Source organism: Phytohabitans kaempferiae (genome assembly GCF_042433955.1).
GTDB lineage: Bacteria > Actinomycetota > Actinomycetes > Mycobacteriales > Micromonosporaceae > Phytohabitans > Phytohabitans kaempferiae.
In genome coordinates this window covers 85795-100646 of record NZ_JBHLUH010000041.1, presented here as the reverse complement: position 1 = coordinate 100646, position 14852 = coordinate 85795, and the positions used below count along the sequence as shown (strand labels likewise).

17 protein-coding genes and 1 pseudogene are annotated in these 14852 nt (G+C 72.7%); 8 read left to right on the top strand and 10 right to left on the bottom strand.

Annotated elements, in window-relative coordinates; translation table 11 throughout:
- Positions 1 to 213 precede the first annotated feature (213 nt).
- The 4 genes from rpmB to ACFFIA_RS21060 all read right to left on the bottom strand — a co-directional run bounded on the left by rpmB (position 214) and on the right by ACFFIA_RS21060 (position 3129).
- Entirely contained in the window at positions 214 to 405 is a 192-nt protein-coding gene (gene rpmB, locus ACFFIA_RS21075) for a 50S ribosomal protein L28 (RefSeq protein ID WP_377253263.1), read from the bottom strand.
- Positions 406 to 521: 116 nt separating this feature from the next.
- A complete protein-coding gene (locus ACFFIA_RS21070) occupies positions 522 to 1616 on the bottom strand; it encodes a CU044_5270 family protein (protein ID WP_377253262.1) in 1095 nt (364 codons plus the stop codon).
- Positions 1613 to 2152, bottom strand: a complete 540-nt coding sequence (locus ACFFIA_RS21065) for an RNA polymerase sigma factor (protein ID WP_377253260.1) — start codon at positions 2150 to 2152, stop codon at positions 1613 to 1615. Before ACFFIA_RS21065 ends, ACFFIA_RS21070 begins: the two co-directional genes overlap by 4 nt.
- Before the next feature lie 41 nt (positions 2153 to 2193).
- The gene (locus ACFFIA_RS21060) at positions 2194 to 3129 is read right to left on the bottom strand and encodes a thiamine-phosphate kinase (RefSeq protein WP_377253259.1); all 936 of its coding nucleotides are present in this window, start codon (positions 3127 to 3129) and stop codon (positions 2194 to 2196) included.
- A 183-nt stretch (positions 3130 to 3312) separates the two neighbouring features.
- Between ACFFIA_RS21060 and ACFFIA_RS21055 the strand changes: the two genes are divergently transcribed.
- Positions 3313 to 3546: an Lrp/AsnC ligand binding domain-containing protein gene (locus tag ACFFIA_RS21055; protein ID WP_377253258.1), complete on the top strand. Its 234-nt coding sequence runs from the start codon at positions 3313 to 3315 to the stop codon at positions 3544 to 3546.
- The gene (locus ACFFIA_RS21050; protein WP_377253257.1) at positions 3547 to 4113 is read left to right on the top strand and encodes a DUF3515 family protein; all 567 of its coding nucleotides are present in this window, start codon (positions 3547 to 3549) and stop codon (positions 4111 to 4113) included.
- A 208-nt stretch (positions 4114 to 4321) separates the two neighbouring features.
- Here the strand turns inward: ACFFIA_RS21050 and ACFFIA_RS21045 are convergent, their stop codons facing one another.
- A complete protein-coding gene (locus ACFFIA_RS21045) occupies positions 4322 to 5422 on the bottom strand; it encodes a D-alanine--D-alanine ligase family protein (RefSeq protein WP_377253256.1) in 1101 nt (366 codons plus the stop codon).
- A gap of 54 nt (positions 5423 to 5476) precedes the next feature.
- Here ACFFIA_RS21045 and ACFFIA_RS21040 point away from each other — a divergent pair, with 54 nt between their 5' ends.
- The gene (locus tag ACFFIA_RS21040; protein ID WP_377253255.1) at positions 5477 to 6028 is read left to right on the top strand and encodes a protein-tyrosine phosphatase family protein; all 552 of its coding nucleotides are present in this window, start codon (positions 5477 to 5479) and stop codon (positions 6026 to 6028) included.
- Here the strand turns inward: ACFFIA_RS21040 and ACFFIA_RS21035 are convergent.
- Positions 6019 to 6252, bottom strand: coding sequence for a hypothetical protein (locus tag ACFFIA_RS21035; RefSeq protein WP_377253253.1), 234 nt, complete (start codon positions 6250 to 6252; stop codon positions 6019 to 6021). The genes ACFFIA_RS21040 and ACFFIA_RS21035 overlap by 10 nt on opposite strands.
- 111 nt (positions 6253 to 6363) lie before the next feature.
- On the opposite strand from ACFFIA_RS21035, the gene ACFFIA_RS21030 reads away from it, so the two are divergent.
- Together ACFFIA_RS21030 and ACFFIA_RS21025 are read left to right on the top strand one after the other, a co-directional pair.
- Positions 6364 to 6600: a helix-turn-helix domain-containing protein gene (locus ACFFIA_RS21030; protein WP_377253252.1), complete on the top strand. Its 237-nt coding sequence runs from the start codon at positions 6364 to 6366 to the stop codon at positions 6598 to 6600.
- Positions 6600 to 7190, top strand: a pseudogene (locus ACFFIA_RS21025) (Clp protease N-terminal domain-containing protein); the annotation flags it as partial. The gene ACFFIA_RS21030 and the pseudogene ACFFIA_RS21025, both read left to right, overlap by 1 nt.
- A 40-nt stretch (positions 7191 to 7230) precedes the next feature.
- Here the strand turns inward: ACFFIA_RS21025 and ACFFIA_RS21020 are convergent.
- From ACFFIA_RS21020 to ACFFIA_RS21010, 3 genes are read right to left on the bottom strand one after another with little or no spacing between them, the layout of a single operon-like run.
- Positions 7231 to 8343, bottom strand: coding sequence for a cystathionine gamma-lyase (locus ACFFIA_RS21020; RefSeq protein ID WP_377253251.1), 1113 nt, complete (start codon positions 8341 to 8343; stop codon positions 7231 to 7233).
- Positions 8340 to 9335, bottom strand: coding sequence for an NAD(P)H-dependent glycerol-3-phosphate dehydrogenase (locus ACFFIA_RS21015; RefSeq protein WP_377253250.1), 996 nt, complete (start codon positions 9333 to 9335; stop codon positions 8340 to 8342). The genes ACFFIA_RS21020 and ACFFIA_RS21015 overlap by 4 nt, the downstream gene beginning before the upstream one ends.
- Positions 9332 to 10036 (bottom strand): lysophospholipid acyltransferase family protein, encoded by a 705-nt coding sequence (locus tag ACFFIA_RS21010; RefSeq protein WP_377253249.1) that lies wholly within the window; start codon positions 10034 to 10036, stop codon positions 9332 to 9334. Before ACFFIA_RS21010 ends, ACFFIA_RS21015 begins: the two co-directional genes overlap by 4 nt.
- A 140-nt stretch (positions 10037 to 10176) precedes the next feature.
- Between ACFFIA_RS21010 and cofC the strand changes: the two genes are divergently transcribed.
- Positions 10177 to 10827, top strand: coding sequence for a 2-phospho-L-lactate guanylyltransferase (gene cofC / locus ACFFIA_RS21005; protein WP_377253248.1), 651 nt, complete (start codon positions 10177 to 10179; stop codon positions 10825 to 10827).
- On the opposite strand, the gene ACFFIA_RS21000 is transcribed toward cofC, so the two are convergent.
- Positions 10779 to 12239 (bottom strand): LLM class flavin-dependent oxidoreductase, encoded by a 1461-nt coding sequence (locus ACFFIA_RS21000; RefSeq protein ID WP_377253246.1) that lies wholly within the window; start codon positions 12237 to 12239, stop codon positions 10779 to 10781. The two genes, cofC and ACFFIA_RS21000, sit on opposite strands and share 49 nt — an antisense overlap.
- Before the next feature lie 96 nt (positions 12240 to 12335).
- Here ACFFIA_RS21000 and ACFFIA_RS20995 point away from each other — a divergent pair, with 96 nt between their 5' ends.
- A complete protein-coding gene (locus tag ACFFIA_RS20995) occupies positions 12336 to 12533 on the top strand; it encodes a cold-shock protein (protein WP_377253245.1) in 198 nt (65 codons plus the stop codon).
- Between the two features lie 156 nt (positions 12534 to 12689).
- Positions 12690 to 14852, top strand: coding sequence for an RNA degradosome polyphosphate kinase (locus tag ACFFIA_RS20990; protein ID WP_377253393.1), 2163 nt, complete (start codon positions 12690 to 12692; stop codon positions 14850 to 14852).

Sequence of the window (14852 nt, the reverse complement as noted above, 5' to 3'; positions counted from 1 at the left end):
CGACACCTGCCGCGAAGTGCCGAGGCCACCGCCGATATGTCGGCCACAGCGACCCGTCCGGCGGTCGGCTGCGCGTTTCGCGGCGGTTCGCCCTCCGCGCGGCGCTGACGGACGGCGACCCGAGCCGGGGCAAAAGAGTCGCCCCGGCGGACAGACATAGCCGCCGGATCGCGGGATCCGGCGGCTACGGAAGCGTCTGGTCTGGGATGCGCCTCAGGCGCGGACGACCTTGCCCGCCTTGATGCACGAGGTGCATGCCTGCACCTTGCGGGTGGTGCCACCGCCGGCCGGCGTGCGGACGGTCTGGATGTTGGGGTCCCAGCGCCGCTTGGTCTTCTTCTTGGACCACGGCACGTTGTGGCCGAAGCCCGGCCCCTTGCCGCAGACGTCGCACACGCTAGCCACGGAACTCTCCTGGGATTGTCGATCACGATGTCGCCAGCGGACCCGATCCGGGCAACCTGACCAGGGTAGCCGATCCCCCGCACGCCGAGCCAATCGCCCCCGGCGAGCAGCGGATCTCAGCGGTCGCCGACCCGGTCGACGACCCGCTGGGTCCACGTCGCCTGGTAGATCACGTTGGGGTCCAGCGCGGGCGCGCCGCTGGCGGGCGGCACCACCACGCCGGCGTCGAGCGACACGCTCCGCCGCCCCACGGCCTGGCCGGTCGCCGGGTCGAAAAGGATCTCGTTGCCGCTCTGCTGCTCGCTCTGGCGTACGGCCACCAGCCGCCGCCCGTCCACGGTCACCTCGGCGGAGGTGATGCCATGCAGGCCGGTGTACGAGCGCAGGAGCGCCGCCCGCTGAGCCGGCGACAGCAGCAGGTCGGAGTGCAGGTAGAACGCCTGGAGCGTGGTCCACAGCACGTGGTCGGTGGACCACGCGCCGCCCTCGCCGACGAGCCCGCGCAGGTGGGCGCGGAGCCGGTCGGGGTCGGTGGGCAGGGCGGCGATCCAGGCGGGCGTCGGCTGGTGGATGCTCGGCCCGCGCAGTCGCAGGCGGTCCCGGTCGCCGGCCGGGTCGGTGTCGAGCGTGGCCTCACCGTTGGTGACGGAGAGCATGACCATGCCCTCCGCCTCGAACCACAACTCCAGCAACTGCGGCTCGAGCGAGCCGTCCTGGCTCCCCGCGCTCTTCGACGGGTCGACCCGCGGGCCCATGTCCCGCAACGGGTCGTCGCCGAGCTGGATGTCCCTCCCGCCGCTCGCGTGGAAGCTGGCCGCCCAGCCGTCATGCCGTACGTAGATCAACTGACCCGGCCGCGCCTCGGCGGCGGGCGGGCCGTCTTCGGCGGCGTCGGCCAGGGCGTTGAGCGCCGCCACTGTCTCCGGTGGCGCGGGCGCCAGGTTGGGCCGGGGGACCTTGCCACCGCCCGGTCCGGCGGTGCCCCACGGCGCGTCTGCCGGCGTGAACACCACCGCCCCGCCCACCGCGAGGCCGGCCACCACCGCCGCCGCGAGGACCGGTACGAGGACGCGGGACCCGGGCCGCGTGCGAGCCGGGCGGCGCGCGGCGGCGATGCGGTGCCAGGTGCGGCTGACCGCCTCGTCGGTCGGCTCGGGCAGGCCGGGCGGGAGGTCCCGCACGGCGATGATGTCTGAATCGTCGCGGCTCATCGCGCGTCTCCTTCGGCAAGGGCGGCCCGCACCTTGGCGCGGGCACGGTGCAGGGCCGACTGGACCGACCCGAGAGGGATCTGCAACGCCGCGGCGATCTCCGCATACTCCAGCTCGGCCACCGCGTAGAGCATCAGCACGTCGCGCTGCCGCCTCGGCAGTTTCGCGAGTACGGCCGAGAGCCGCGCCACCGCCCGTGCGGCGTCCACGCGCTCGGTGGCCCGCTGTGCCGGCCCGTCCACCGGCGATCCCCCGTCCGCGTGGGCCAGCGCCCGGAGCGCGCGGATCTCGGTGCGGCGGTGGCGGCGCAGGAGGTTGGTGGCGATGCCGTACAGCCACGGCAGCACCTCGCCCCGCGCGGCGTCGTAGCGGTGGCGCTGCTCGTACGCGACGAGGAAGGTCTCGGCCACCACATCCTCGGCGACCTGCTCACCTACCCGGCGCGTGCAGTAGCGCAGCAACTCCCTGGCGTACCGGTCGAAGACCCCCGCGAGATCGGCCGGATCCGTTGTCGCGGGAGACGTCGGCGTCGTCATGCCCGTACTTGCCCCGCCGCGCTCGCCGTGTTCCGCGACGGTCAGAAGTGCTGCCAGCCGGTGGGCCCATTGAAGGGCTTGCCGTCCACTGTCACGCCCGTACCCTCGCGCACCGCGCCCACCACTCGCCACCTCGGTGGAAGCGCCACGCCCTCCGGGAAGGTGGCCGCCAGCGCGTGGTCCTCACCGCCCGCGAGGACCCAGGTGTACGGGTCGACGCCCAGCGCGTACGCGGCGTCGCGCATCTGCCGCGGCACCTCGAACGCGTCCCGCCGCAGGTCGACCGCGACCCCGCTGCCCTTGGCCACGTGGCCGAGGTCGGCGAGGAGCCCGTCGGACACGTCGATCATGGCGGTGGCGCCGAGGTCGGCCGCCTCGGGCCCCGCGCCGTACTGCACCTCGGGCCGCCGGTACGCGTCGACGAGCACCTTGGGCGTGCGGAAGCCGCGGGACAGCACCGTGTAGCCCGCGGCCGCGTACCCCACTCGGCCGCACATGGCGACCACGTCTCCCGGCCGCGCCCCCGTGCGCACGACGGGCGACCGGCCCTGGAGGTCGCCGAGCGCGGTGACCGCGACCGTGAGCGTGGTGCTGCCGGACATGTCGCCGCCCACGACGCTGGCGCCCACGAGGGCGGCCTCCTCCCCCAGCCCGTCGGCCAACTCCTCGGCCCAGCGGGCGTCGAGGTTGGCGGGTACGCAGAGCGCGACCAGCAGCGCGGTCGGCGTGGCGCCCATGGCGGCGATGTCGGCGAGGTTGGCGGCGGCGGCGCGGTGGCCCACGTCCTTGGCGGTACACCAGTCGCGCCGGAAATGCCGCCCCTCCACCAGAACGTCCGTCGATGCGACGACCCGGCCGTCGGCGGCCTTGACCACCGCCGCGTCGTCGCCCGGACCGAGCAACGCGCTCGACCCGACCGGCAGGCGTGCGATGACCCGGGCGATCAGTCCGAACTCACCGGCTTTCGCCACACTCACTGTTTCTCCTGATTCGCTCGCTCGTGCGGCGCACGGACGCCGTCAGCGGGGCAGTTCGGTCCGGGCGCCGCGGCGCCAAATAGGTCACACACTGGGCCTCCTGCGCACCGTCGACGATCCCGTTCCGCTCCGTACGGTAGTTTCACGGTCGAGCCGCTGGCTGCGGCGGAGAGGAGGCGGATCGTGGTCCAGGCGTACATCCTCATCCAGACCGAGGTCGGAAAGGCGCGTGACGTGGCCGCGGCGATCAAGGATGTCTCCGGAGTGGTACGGGTCGACGCCGTCACGGGGCCGTACGATGTGGTGGTCCTCACCGAAGCGCACACGGTTGACGAGCTGGGCAAGATGATCGTCAGCAAGGTGCAGATGGTGCCCGGCATCACACGCACCCTCACCTGCTCGGTGGTGCACCTGTAAATGGACCGCACCAACCGCCAGGCGGCACTGTGGGCGACCGTCGTCGCCGTGCCGCTGACCCTCGTCATGGCGGTCGTCGCCATCCTCGTCACGCGGCCCGACGAGCCCTCGGCCGCCGCCGAGCCCAGCCCCACCGCGCCTCGCCCCCAGTCGACCTCGCCGGTGGAGATGGCCGCACCGGCGCTCTCCGAGCGTGCCGCGATCGTCTGCCGCGCGCTGCTGGCCCGCCTGCCCGCCTCCGTGCGTGAGCTGGCACAGCGCCCGGTCACCGAGGGCGCCGAGCAGAACGCCGCCTACGGCGACCCGGCCATCACGGTCTCCTGCGGCGTGCCGATGCCGGAGATACCCCTGACCGACCTCGTGTATCCGCTCAGCCGCGTCTGCTGGCACTCCGCCGACCTCCCGTACGCCACCGAGTGGACCACCGTCGACCGCGAGGTGCCGGTGCGCGTGACGGTGCCGCGGCAGTACGACCAGCCGGGCCAGTGGACGATCGCCTTCTCCGACACCGTCGTCGCGACCGTGCCGTCGCTCAAGGAGATCCCGAGCGGCTGCGGCGGCCCTTAAAGCCCGTGGGCCTCGCCGTGCGCGCTGGTCGACCGGCGGTCAGCCCCAGGCCGAGCCCGGCGACCGGCAGCAGCGCGTGACCTCCAGGGCCGTGCCGCCGGCGGGGGCGGGTGAGGTCGTGGACCGCGGCGGGTGAGGCCGCGGGAGCGGCGGTCTGGAGCGCGGCGGACGTCGCGGTAGCCCAGATCTGTCTCTGGAACTGATCCTCTCAGTGCAGCCCGGGGCCGCGGTGCAGCGCGGTGCGGATGAGGCGGCTGACCAGTTTCGGGTATTCCAGCCCGGTCTCCGCCCACATCCGGGGGAACATCGACGTCGGCGTGAAGCCCGGCATCGTATTGATCTCGTTGAGGTAGACGTCGAACTCGGGCGTGACGAAGAAGTCGACCCGGGCCAGCCCGGCGCCGTCGATCGCGGTGAAGGTGCGGCAGGCGTACTCCTGGATCTGCCGGGTCACCTCCGGCGGCAGGCCAGCCGGGATCTCGTACTCGCAGGAGTCGTCGAGGTACTTCGCCTCGAAGTCGTAGAACTCGTGGCCGGCGACGACCCGCACCTCGGCCAGCAGGGATGCCTCGGGCGCGCCGCCGGTCTCCCCCTCCAGCACGCCGCACTCGATCTCCCGGCCGACGATCGCAGCCTCGACGAGCACCTTGGGGTCGATCTGCCGCGCCTCGGTCACCGCCGCGTCGAGCTCGGCCCAGTCGGAGACCTTTGAGATGCCGTACGACGAGCCGGCGCGGGACGGCTTCACGAAGACCGGCAGGCCGAGCCGCTCCTTGTCCGCCTCGGAGAGCGAGACGCCGGCCCGGAGCACCACATACGGCCCGACCGGGATGCCCTCGGCGACCGCCAGCTTCTTGGTGAACTCCTTGTCCATGGCGGCGGCGGAGGCGAAGACGTTCGCCCCGACGTACGGAATGCCCGCCATCTCCAGCATGCCCTGGATCGTGCCGTCCTCCCCGTACGCACCGTGCAGTGCCGGAAACACGACATCGACGTCGGCGAGTGCCTGTGGGCCTGCGGCGGGATCGAGCACCATGAGACCATGGGCGGTGGGATCGGCGGGGAGCACCACCGCCTTACCGGTCTCGGGCGTGATCTCCGGCAGCCGGCGGTCGGCAATGGCCAGCTGTGCCGGGTCGCCGGCGGTGAGCACCCACTGGCCGGCACGGGTGATCCCTACCGGGATCACCTCAAACTCGTCAGGGTCGAGGGCGGCCATAATGCTGCCCGCACTCACGCACGAGATGGCGTGCTCGGTGCTGCGTCCGCCGAAGACGAGGGCTACGCGGGTCTTCCGTGGGCTGCTCACGCGGGTGACCCTACTCTGCGTGGGCGCCTTTCGCGCTCAAGGAGCAAGGAGTCCATGAGACCGACACTCCACGTGATTGAATGGCACGGGCCGGGGCGGCTGGCGACGATGTCACACCCCCGGGGTGGCGACTGGCTCGAAGACCAGATGTCCGCTCTGGTCGAGGCCGACGTCGACGTGCTGGTCTCCGCGCTGACTTCCGAAGAGTGCGACCGCCTCGCCCTCACGCAGGAGCGGGAGGCGGCGGAGGCGGCCGGCATCACCTTCCTGCCCTTCCCGATCCCCGACCGGGGCGTGCCCGAGCCCGGTCCGGCGGCGACCGAGCTGGCCATCCGGCTGGCCGCGCACGTGCGGGTCGGCCGGTTTGTCGTCACCCACTGCTTCGCGGGGATCGGGCGAGCGACGCTGCTCGCCGGTGCGACACTCGTCACGCTCGGCGCCCAGCCGGCCGACGCCCTCCGCCTGATCTCCAGTGCCCGCGGCCTGCATGTGCCCGACAACGAGGCGCAGCGGGAGTGGCTCTTCGACTTCGCCGCCGCGCACGCCTGCTATCGGGACCGCGCCTGGCCGGGGCGCCTCGCCACGCTCAGCGGCCGTCACCAGTAGCGGCGGCGCTTCTTCCGGTAGTGCCCCTTGAAGCGGTAGTGCCCCTTGTACCGGTAGTGCCCGTGGTATCCGTGATGCCCGTGGCCGGGACCGTATCCGTAGCCGTGGCCGTAGTGCCCGGATCCGTGGCCGTGGTAGCCCCGCCCGTGGCCGTGCCGATGCAGGATGCGGCCCAGCTTCGCCGCCAGGTACGAGTAGAGCAGGCCCTTCAGGTGACGCCTCATGGGGGAAAGCGTAGGGAACTCATGCCACGACGCCCTGTGCGCGACCTGTGCGTTCGCCGAGTACGTCAACCTGGGTTGACAAACGTGAGCCTGTCAACGTAGGTTGACAGCATGAGTGAGGCAACCGATCTCGCCGCGGCAGCCGGCAGCACCGATCCCCGGGTCGGTCTGCGCGCCCTGCTGGCCCTGCGCCGCCTCCTGGAGACCCTGGAGGTGCTCCAGGTCGACAACGCCCGGCGGCAGGGCTGGTCATGGCAGGAGATAGCTGACGCGCTCGACGTAACCAGGCAGGCAGTCCACAAGAAGCACGCCGGCCGGCGGCCGGTGGGCGCACGGCGGGAGGCGTGATGTTCGAGCGGTTCACCGACCAGGCCAGAGACGTGGTCAAGGGCGCCCAGACCCAGGCGCGGGAGCTGCGCCACCGCTACATCGGCACCGAGCACATCCTGCTCGCCCTGCTGGCCGACGACGGCGGGATGGCCGCGGCGGTCCTGCGCGACGCCGGGGTCTTCCCCGAGCAGGTGCGGGCCGACGTCCAGGCCGCGGTGGGCAGCCGGCGCGAGCCGCTCGGCGCGGCCGACGCGGAGGCGCTGCGGGCGATCGGCATCGACCTCGAAGCCGTCCGAGAGAAGGTCGAGGAGACCTTCGGCGAGGGCGCTCTGGAGCCGCCACCGGTGTGGCCGCCGCGCCGGCGCGGGGTCTTCCGCCGCGCGCAGGCCGTGCCCGCGCCGCCCCCGGGGCACATCCCCTTCACCCCGCGCGCGAAGAAGGTGCTGGAGCTCGCGCTCCGCGAGGCGCTGCACCTCAAGCACCGGCACATCGGCTCGGAGCACATCCTGCTCGGCCTGATCCGCGAGGGCGAAGGGCTGGCCGCCATGGTGCTCACCAACGCCGGGCTCAGCCTCGAAGACCTGCGCCGGCACGTGCTCGACGCGATGCACCGGGCCGCCTGAGCGTGGCGGCCCCGGCTGAGCCGGATCAGGCGGCGGCGTCGAGGGCGGCAGTGATGTCGGCCACCAGGTCGGCGGTGTCCTCGACGCCGCATGAGATGCGGATAAAGCCCTCGGGCGTGCTGTCTCCCCACTGGGCCCGGCGGTCGGCGCTCGTGTGCAGCCCGCCGAAGGAGGTGGCGGCGAAGACCAGCTTCGACGCCCGCAGAAACGCCGTCACGCGCTCGGCCGAGCCGAGGTCGACCGAGACGAGACCGGGGATCCGCCGCATCTGGCGCTCGGCGACCACATAGGACGGATCGTCGGGCAGACCGGGCCAGCGCACGTGCTCCACATCGGAGCGCGCGGCGAGCGCCATCGCGACGGCCGCGGCGTTGGCCGACTGCCGGGCCAGGCGCAGGTCCAAAGTGGCCATCGAGCGGTGCGCCAGCCACGCGTCGAAGGCGCCCGGGACGCCCCCGGTCTGCGTACGCCAGGTGGTGACGCGCTCCAGCAGGCCGGCATCGCGCGTGGCGGCGTATCCCAGCAACAGGTCGGAGTGGCCGGTCAGCGCCTTCGTACCGGAGGCGACCGAGAAGTCGGCGCCGAGGTCGAGCGGGCGCTGGCCGAGTGGCGTGGCGGTGGTGTTGTCCACCGCGACCAGGGCGCCGGCGGCGTGGGCCGCGACCGACAGCGCCGCCACGTCGCAGACGTCGAGCCCGGGGTTGGCGGGCGTCTCCAGCAGCACGAGGCGTACCCCGTCGAAGGAGGGGTGCGGGCCGGCGGTGGGCACATAGGACACTCGTACGCCTAGCTGGTCCAGTGTGGAGGCGGCGAAGGAGCGCACCGTGTAGTAGCCGTCGGACGGGAGCACCACCGTGTCGCCGGGGCGCAGCACCGCCATCAGCACCGCGGTGATGGCCGCCTGCCCGCTTGCGAAGGCGCGCGCCTCGCCGCCCTCCAACTCGCCGATGGCCGCCTCCAGCAGCCGGCGCGTGGGGTTGTCGGGTCGGCCGTACCCGTCGCGGGCCGGGCCGGTCACGGGATCCAGGTGGTACGGCGCCGCGAAGACCGGACCGGGCAGGAACGGCTGCCCCGGCTCGGGCGCCGGCAGTCCAGCGTGGACGGAACGCGTGCCGTCGCCGTACTCGCCGCCGGTCACTCGGGCTTCGTCTCCCGGCTCATCAGCGCGATCAGCGCGCTGCGCGGGTTGACTCCCTCGTGGCAGACTAACTCCACCTGCTCGGTGATCGGCATGTCCACACCGTGCGTACGGGCCAGGTCGCGGAGCGCCAGGCAGCTCTTCACGCCCTCGGCGGTCTGCCGGGTCGCCGCCTGCGCCTGCTCCAGCGTCTCGCCCCGCCCCAGGTGCTCCCCGAACGTACGGTTGCGGGACAGCGGCGACGAGCACGTGGCCACCAGGTCGCCCAGCCCCGCGAGGCCGGCGAAGGTGAGCGGGTCGGCGCCGAGCGCCACGCCCAGCCGGGCCGTCTCGGCCAGCCCGCGGGTGATGAGCGACGCCTTGGTGTTGTCGCCGAGGCGCATGGCGGTGGCGATGCCGTACGCGAGGGCGATCACGTTCTTCACCGCGCCGCCCAGCTCGCAGCCGACCACGTCGTCATTGGTGTACGGCCGGAAGTAGGGCGTGGTGACCGCCCGCTGCACCTGCGTCGCCCGGGTCCCGTCGGTGCAGGCGACCACCGTGGCGGCCGGCTGCTCGGCGGCGATCTCGGCGGCCAGGTTGGGCCCGGAGACCACGACCACGCGGTCGGCGGGCACGCCGGCGGTCTCCACGATCACCTCGCTCATCCGCTTGGTGGTGCCCAGCTCGATGCCCTTCATGAGCGAGACCAGCGTCGCGTCGGGCGCCAGGAAGCCGGTCCAGTCGGCCAGGTTGCCACGCAGGGTCTGCGAGGGTACGGCCAGCACCACCAGATCGGCGCCGGCGATCGCCTTGCCCGCGTCGGAGGTGGCGGTGACCCGCTCGGGCAGCCGCACCGCGGGGAGGTAGTCGGGATTGGTGCCGTACTCCCGGATGGCCGCCGCCACGGGCTCGCGCCGGGCCCAGATCGTGACGTCGGTGCCGGCGTCGGCGAGGACCTTCGCGAACGCCGTACCCCAGGAGCCCGCGCCGAGCACCGCGGCGGACGTCATGCCTTCTCCCCCTTGGCCGGCGCCCACAGCGGCGGCGGGGTCTCGCCGCGGATGCCGGCGAGCAGGTCGCGTACGCGGAGCATGATCTCGTCGGTCATCTCGTCGAGCGTGGCCCTGGTGGGCTCGGCGCCGGCCCAGCGGGAAAGGTCGACCGGCGGGCCGGCGGCGATGGCGATCGGCGTGCGCGGGCGGAGGCCCACCTTCTTGGTACGCGTGTCGTAGAACCGCTGCGGGCCCCACATGGCGATCGGGACCACCGGGGCGCCGGTCGCGAGCGCCAGCCGGGCGGCGCCGGTCTTGCCCCGCATCGGCCACAGGTCGGGCTCGCGCGTGGTCGTGCCCTCGGGGTAGATGATCACGGCGCCGCCGCCTTCGATCGCCGCGGTGAGCGCCTCCAGCGACTTGGCCGCGTCGACGCTGCCCCGCTCGACCGGGATCTGCTGCACGCGCAGGATCAGCTTGCCGATCACCGGCACCTTGAACACGCTCGCCTTGCCGAGGAAGCGCGGCCACCGCCCCGCGTCGTAGACGAAGTGGGCCATGACCAGTGGATCGGCGTGCGAGAGGTGGTTGGCCGTCAGGATCACGCCGCCGGTGCGGGGGATGTGCTCCTGCCCGGTCCAGGTGCGCCTCGTCATCGGTGTGAGCACCGACTTGACCAGGATCACCACGAACCGCCGCAATGGCCCCAGCCGCTTCATACGTTCTCCTGGCTACCCCTACGGCGCCTCCGCCGGACGCCCGCAGCGAAATCATGCCTGCTGAAGCTGGGTACGGCCAGCGCGGGTACCGGCTGCCCCCGGCGGCGCCGATCCGGGCCGGACGCTGGCAGGATTGTCCCGTGAAGCCGACATGGGGGGTGGTGCTGCCGGTCAAGCGGCTGGCCGTGGCCAAGAGCCGGCTGCGGGGGACGCTCGACGGCGTGCCGCACGAGCGGCTGGCGCTGGCCCTCGCCCAGGACACCGTCGCCGCCGCGCTGGCCTGCGCCGAGGTGGCCGAGGTGCTGGCCGTCACCGACGATCCGGTGGTGGGGCGGGCGCTGGCCGAGCTTGGCGCGCGGGTCGTGCCGGACGTGCCGGGCGGCGGCCTCAACCCCGCGTTCGCGTACGGCGCCGCGCAGCTGGCCCACCGCCCGGTCGCCGCGCTCGCCGCCGACCTGCCCGCACTGTGCCCGGCCGACCTCTCCGCGGCGCTGCGTACGGCGGCCGGCGCGCGGCGCTGCTTCGTCGCGGACGCGCCCGGCACCGGCACGGTCCTGCTCACCGCCCCGGCGGGCACGCCACTCGACCCGCGCTTCGGCCCCGGCTCGGCCGCCGCACACCGCCGCTCCGGCGCGGTGCCGCTCGCCGGCGACTGGCCGACCCTCCGCCGTGACGTGGACACCGCCGCCGACCTCGACGGTGCGGCCCGGCTGGGGCTCGGGCCGCACTCCGCCGCGGTCGCTCAGATACCCAGCCGGCCCATCGGCTCGACGAGCTGCTCCTCCTCGTAGGCGAGGTGGGAGAGCAGCCCGTCCGCGAGCGTGTCGACCTCCCGCCGCAGATCGCCGATGCGGGTCGGGTCGTTGGTGTACGCCACGAGCTCCTTGTCGACCCGGTCGAGGATCCCCGCGATCACGTCGTGCTCGGCGGCGAGCCGGTCGAGCACCGGCGCCAGGGACTCGTCGGCGGCCCGGAGGCTGGTGAAGAGCACCTGGTCCTCGATGCTGTGGTGCATCGTGACGACCCGGCAGTACGAGGCGCAAAACGCCCCGATCGACAGGTAGTTCTGCCGCATGGTGAGCCGGTTGAGCACCGAGCGGGCCACGCCCGGGTCCAGCTCACCGGCCGCGACCTGGGCAATCGCGTCACGCAGCCCGGCCAACTCCTGGCGCAGGTGCTCGTGTACGCGGACGAGGTCCTGGCCGTGCCCCCGGCCCGACGCGCTCGCACCGCCGGGCCGCTTGGGCAGGCGCGGCCGGCTGGCGTCGTCGATGACCGAGATGCGCTCGCGCGCCGGCTCGCTTCCGGCCCCGCCGGGCGGATCGCCGGGCGGGTCGGACGGCACCGCCGCGCGCACCGCCGGGGCCACCTCCTCGGCGAAGCGCCGCAGCTCACCACGCGTGTCGTCGCCCGTGGCCAGCACAAAGCCGCTCACCTTGTCGGCCAGCGCCAGCTCGGTGAGCTGCTCGGCCCAGACGCGCGGCGGGCCCTGGAGGAAGCCGCCCCCGGACCCGCCGAACCTGCCCGAGATGTTGTAGATGCGCCGGATCGCGGCCGGGTCACGCCCGGCCTCCTCCGCGGCCGCGTCGATGATCCGGGACGCCTTGGCCAGCTCGGCCGGCGGCACGTACATCGTCGAGGGGATCCAGCCGTCGGCGAGCCGGCCGATCAGCGACAGCATCCGCGGCTTGTACGCCCCGACCCAGATGCCGATGTCGTGCACCGGGAACGGCCCGGGCTTGGCCCCGCGCAGCCGGTAGTGCTCGCCGTCGAGGCGCGCGCCCCGGCCGGGCGTCCATAGTGCACGTATCACCCCGATCGCCTCGGCCAGCGCGGCGACCGCCTCGCGGGGCTCGCGCCGGGGGCCGTCCATCGCCTCGATCGCCTCCCAGAAGGCGCCCGCGCCGAGGCCCAGCTCGAACCGCCCGCCGCTGAGGATGTCGAGGCTGGCCGCGGCCCGGGCGAGCACCGCCGGCGGCCGCAGCGGCAGGCTGGTGACGTCGGGGAAGAGCCGGATCCGCTCGGTGCGCGCGGCGAGGTGGGACAGCAGCGTCCAGGTGTCGAGAAACCGCGGCTGGTACGGATGGTCCTGCACGCCGAGCAGGTCGAGCCCCAGCTCGTCGGCGAACTTGGCCAGCCCGACGGTGCCCTGGGGGTCGCTCGCGTCGGGGATGAGGAAGTAGCCGAACTCCACGTCGGGCATCACGATCGCTCCAATGACTAGGCCGCTACGAAAATAGTAGCCACTACGGAAGCTGCTGCACCGGATCGCGTGACCGGCTCCACCTAGGCTGTACGCATGCAGGGCACCGTCGCCACGTACGACCCGGATACCCACTCGGGCACTCTCCTGCTCGACGATGGCACCGAGATCACCTACCCGGCGGAGGCATTCGCCGCGTCGGGCCTCCGGCTGCTGCGGCTTGGCCAGCGCGTACGCATCGAGCAAGATGACTCCGGCCAGGTGACGCGCATAACGTTGCCGACGTTTGGCTGATCAACCGTGAGCGAATTCATCTCGCGTTAACCGAGGTCGGGTGATGATTGATCGGTGAGTGAGACGCATCCCGGACACCCCCCTCAGCAGCGCCGGGCCGCCGGCGATGTCGTCGCCTCGGTCCCGTCGCGTGGCCCGGACGGTCGCTTCACGAAGGTGGCTCCGGAGCCCTCCCGGACGCCCGAGCGGCCGGAGGCCAGCAGCGACGGCACCGACCGCCCGCCCCCCGACGAGCGTCCAACCCCGATGGCCGACCCGCTGCCCGAAGATCGCTTCCTCAACCGCGAACTGTCCTGGTTGGACTTCAACGCCCGGGTCCTCGCCCTCGCCGAAGACCCGGACACGCCGCTGCTGGAGCGGGCGAAGTTCCTGGCGATCTTCGCGAGCAACCTCGACGAGTTCTACATGGTCCGGGTCGCCGGGCTGAAGCGGCGGCTCCAGGCCGGCCTGCCGGTGCGCGGCGGCGACCAGATCCCGCTCCGCACGCAGCTGGAGCTGATCGCGGAGAAGACCAGCGAGCTGATCGCCCGGCACGCCCACTGCTTCGCCGACGAGGTGCAGCCCAAGCTCGCCGCCGAGGGGATCCAGCTGGTCGGCTGGTCTGACCTCGACGGCGAGGAGCGCCAGCGGCTCCGCACCTACTTCCGGGAGGTCATCTTCCCGGTGCTCACCCCGCTCGCGGTCGACGTGGCGCACCCGTTTCCGTACATCTCCAGCCGCTCGCTCAACCTGGCCGTGACGGTGCGCGACCCCGACGGCGGGCCGGAGCTGTTCGCCCGGGTCAAGGTGCCCAACAACGTGCCCCGCTTCGTGGTGGTGGAGAACACCGGCCGGGTCGCCCGCTTCCTCCCGCTGGAGGAACTCATCTCCACGCAGCTCGGCCAGCTCTTCTCCGGTATGCAGGTGGTCGAGTGCCATCTCTTCCGGGTCACGCGCAACGCCGACCTCGAGGTCGACGAAGACCGCGACGAGGACCTCCTCCAGGCGCTGGAGCGGGAGCTGGCGCAGCGCCGCTTCGGCCCTCCGGTGCGGCTCGAGGTCGCCTCCACCATCTCCGAGGAGATGCTCGACACGCTCGTGCACGAGCTCGACATGGACAGCCACGACGTCATCGAGGTGCCGGGGCTGCTCGACCTCTCCGCGCTCTGGCAGGTGTACGAGGCGGTCGACCGCCCCGGGCTCAAGGACCGCCCGTTCGTGCCGGCGACCCATCCCCGCTTCGCCGAGGGCGAGGTGCCGCGGAGCGTCTTCGCCACGCTGCGCGACGGCGACGTGCTCGTGCACCACCCCTACCATTCCTTCTCGACCAGCGTGCAGCGCTTCATCGAGCAGGCCGCGGCCGATCCCAACGTGCTGGCCATCAAGCAGACGCTCTACCGCACCAGCGGCGACTCCCCCATCGTCGACGCCCTCGTGGAGGCGGCCGACGCGGGCAAGCAGGTCGTGGTGCTGGTCGAGGTCAAGGCCCGCTTCGACGAGCAGGCCAACATCGGCTGGGCACGAACGCTGGAGCGGGCCGGCTGCCACGTGGTGTACGGGCTGGTGGGGCTCAAGACACACTGCAAGACCGCGCTCGTCGTGCGGCAGGAGGGCAACCAGATCCGCCGCTACTGCCACATCGGCACGGGCAACTACCACCCCAAGACCGCCCGGCTGTACGAGGACTTCGGCATGCTCACCGCCGACCCGGAGGTGGGCGCCGACGTCACCGACCTGTTCAACGTGCTGACCGGTTACAGCCGGCAGACCGCGTACCGGCGGCTGCTGGTCGCACCGCACGGCGTGCGCGCCGGCATCATCGCGCGGATCGAGCGGGAGATCGAGCACGCCCGCCTCGGCGGCCAAGGGCTCGTACAGATCAAGGTGAACTCGCTCGTCGACGAGGAGGTCACCGACGCGCTCTACCGGGCCTCGCAGGCCGGTGTGCGGGTCGACCTCATCATCCGGGGCATGTGCATGCTGCGGCCGGGCGTACCGGGGCTCTCCGAGAACATCCGGGTCCGCTCGATCCTCGGCCGCTTCCTGGAGCACTCGCGGATCTTCCGGTTCGGCAACAACGGCTCCGCCGAGTTCTGGATCGGCTCGGCCGACCTCATGCACCGCAACCTCGACCGCCGCGTCGAGGCGCTGGTGCAGGTCGCCGACCCGGTCGCCCGCACCGAGCTCGACCACGTGATCTCGCAGTCGATGAGTGACGAGTGCGAGGCGTTCGAGCTGCAACCGGATGGCACCTGGATCCGCCGCCACGGCGAGACCCACCTCCAGGAGGCGCTGTTGCGCCGCGTTCTCGGAGCGCCCAAGTCGCGGGGCACTGAGTAG

What these genes read in the sequence shown, in the direction of transcription:
- ACFFIA_RS21015 (WP_377253250.1), bottom strand. Translation starts at nt 9,335, where the DNA reads ATGACGTCCGCCGCGGTGCTCGGCGCGGGCTCCTGGGGTACGGCGTTC.
- ACFFIA_RS21030 (WP_377253252.1), top strand. Translation starts at nt 6,364, where the DNA reads ATGAGTGAGGCAACCGATCTCGCCGCGGCAGCCGGCAGCACCGATCCC.
- ACFFIA_RS21050 (WP_377253257.1), top strand. Translation starts at nt 3,547, where the DNA reads ATGGACCGCACCAACCGCCAGGCGGCACTGTGGGCGACCGTCGTCGCC.
- ACFFIA_RS21010 (WP_377253249.1), bottom strand. Translation starts at nt 10,036, where the DNA reads ATGAAGCGGCTGGGGCCATTGCGGCGGTTCGTGGTGATCCTGGTCAAG.
- ACFFIA_RS21065 (WP_377253260.1), bottom strand. Translation starts at nt 2,152, where the DNA reads ATGACGACGCCGACGTCTCCCGCGACAACGGATCCGGCCGATCTCGCG.
- ACFFIA_RS21000 (WP_377253246.1), bottom strand. Translation starts at nt 12,239, where the DNA reads ATGCCCGACGTGGAGTTCGGCTACTTCCTCATCCCCGACGCGAGCGAC.
- ACFFIA_RS21040 (WP_377253255.1), top strand. Translation starts at nt 5,477, where the DNA reads ATGAGACCGACACTCCACGTGATTGAATGGCACGGGCCGGGGCGGCTG.
- ACFFIA_RS21070 (WP_377253262.1), bottom strand. Translation starts at nt 1,616, where the DNA reads ATGAGCCGCGACGATTCAGACATCATCGCCGTGCGGGACCTCCCGCCC.
- ACFFIA_RS20995 (WP_377253245.1), top strand. Translation starts at nt 12,336, where the DNA reads ATGCAGGGCACCGTCGCCACGTACGACCCGGATACCCACTCGGGCACT.
- ACFFIA_RS21035 (WP_377253253.1), bottom strand. Translation starts at nt 6,252, where the DNA reads ATGAGGCGTCACCTGAAGGGCCTGCTCTACTCGTACCTGGCGGCGAAG.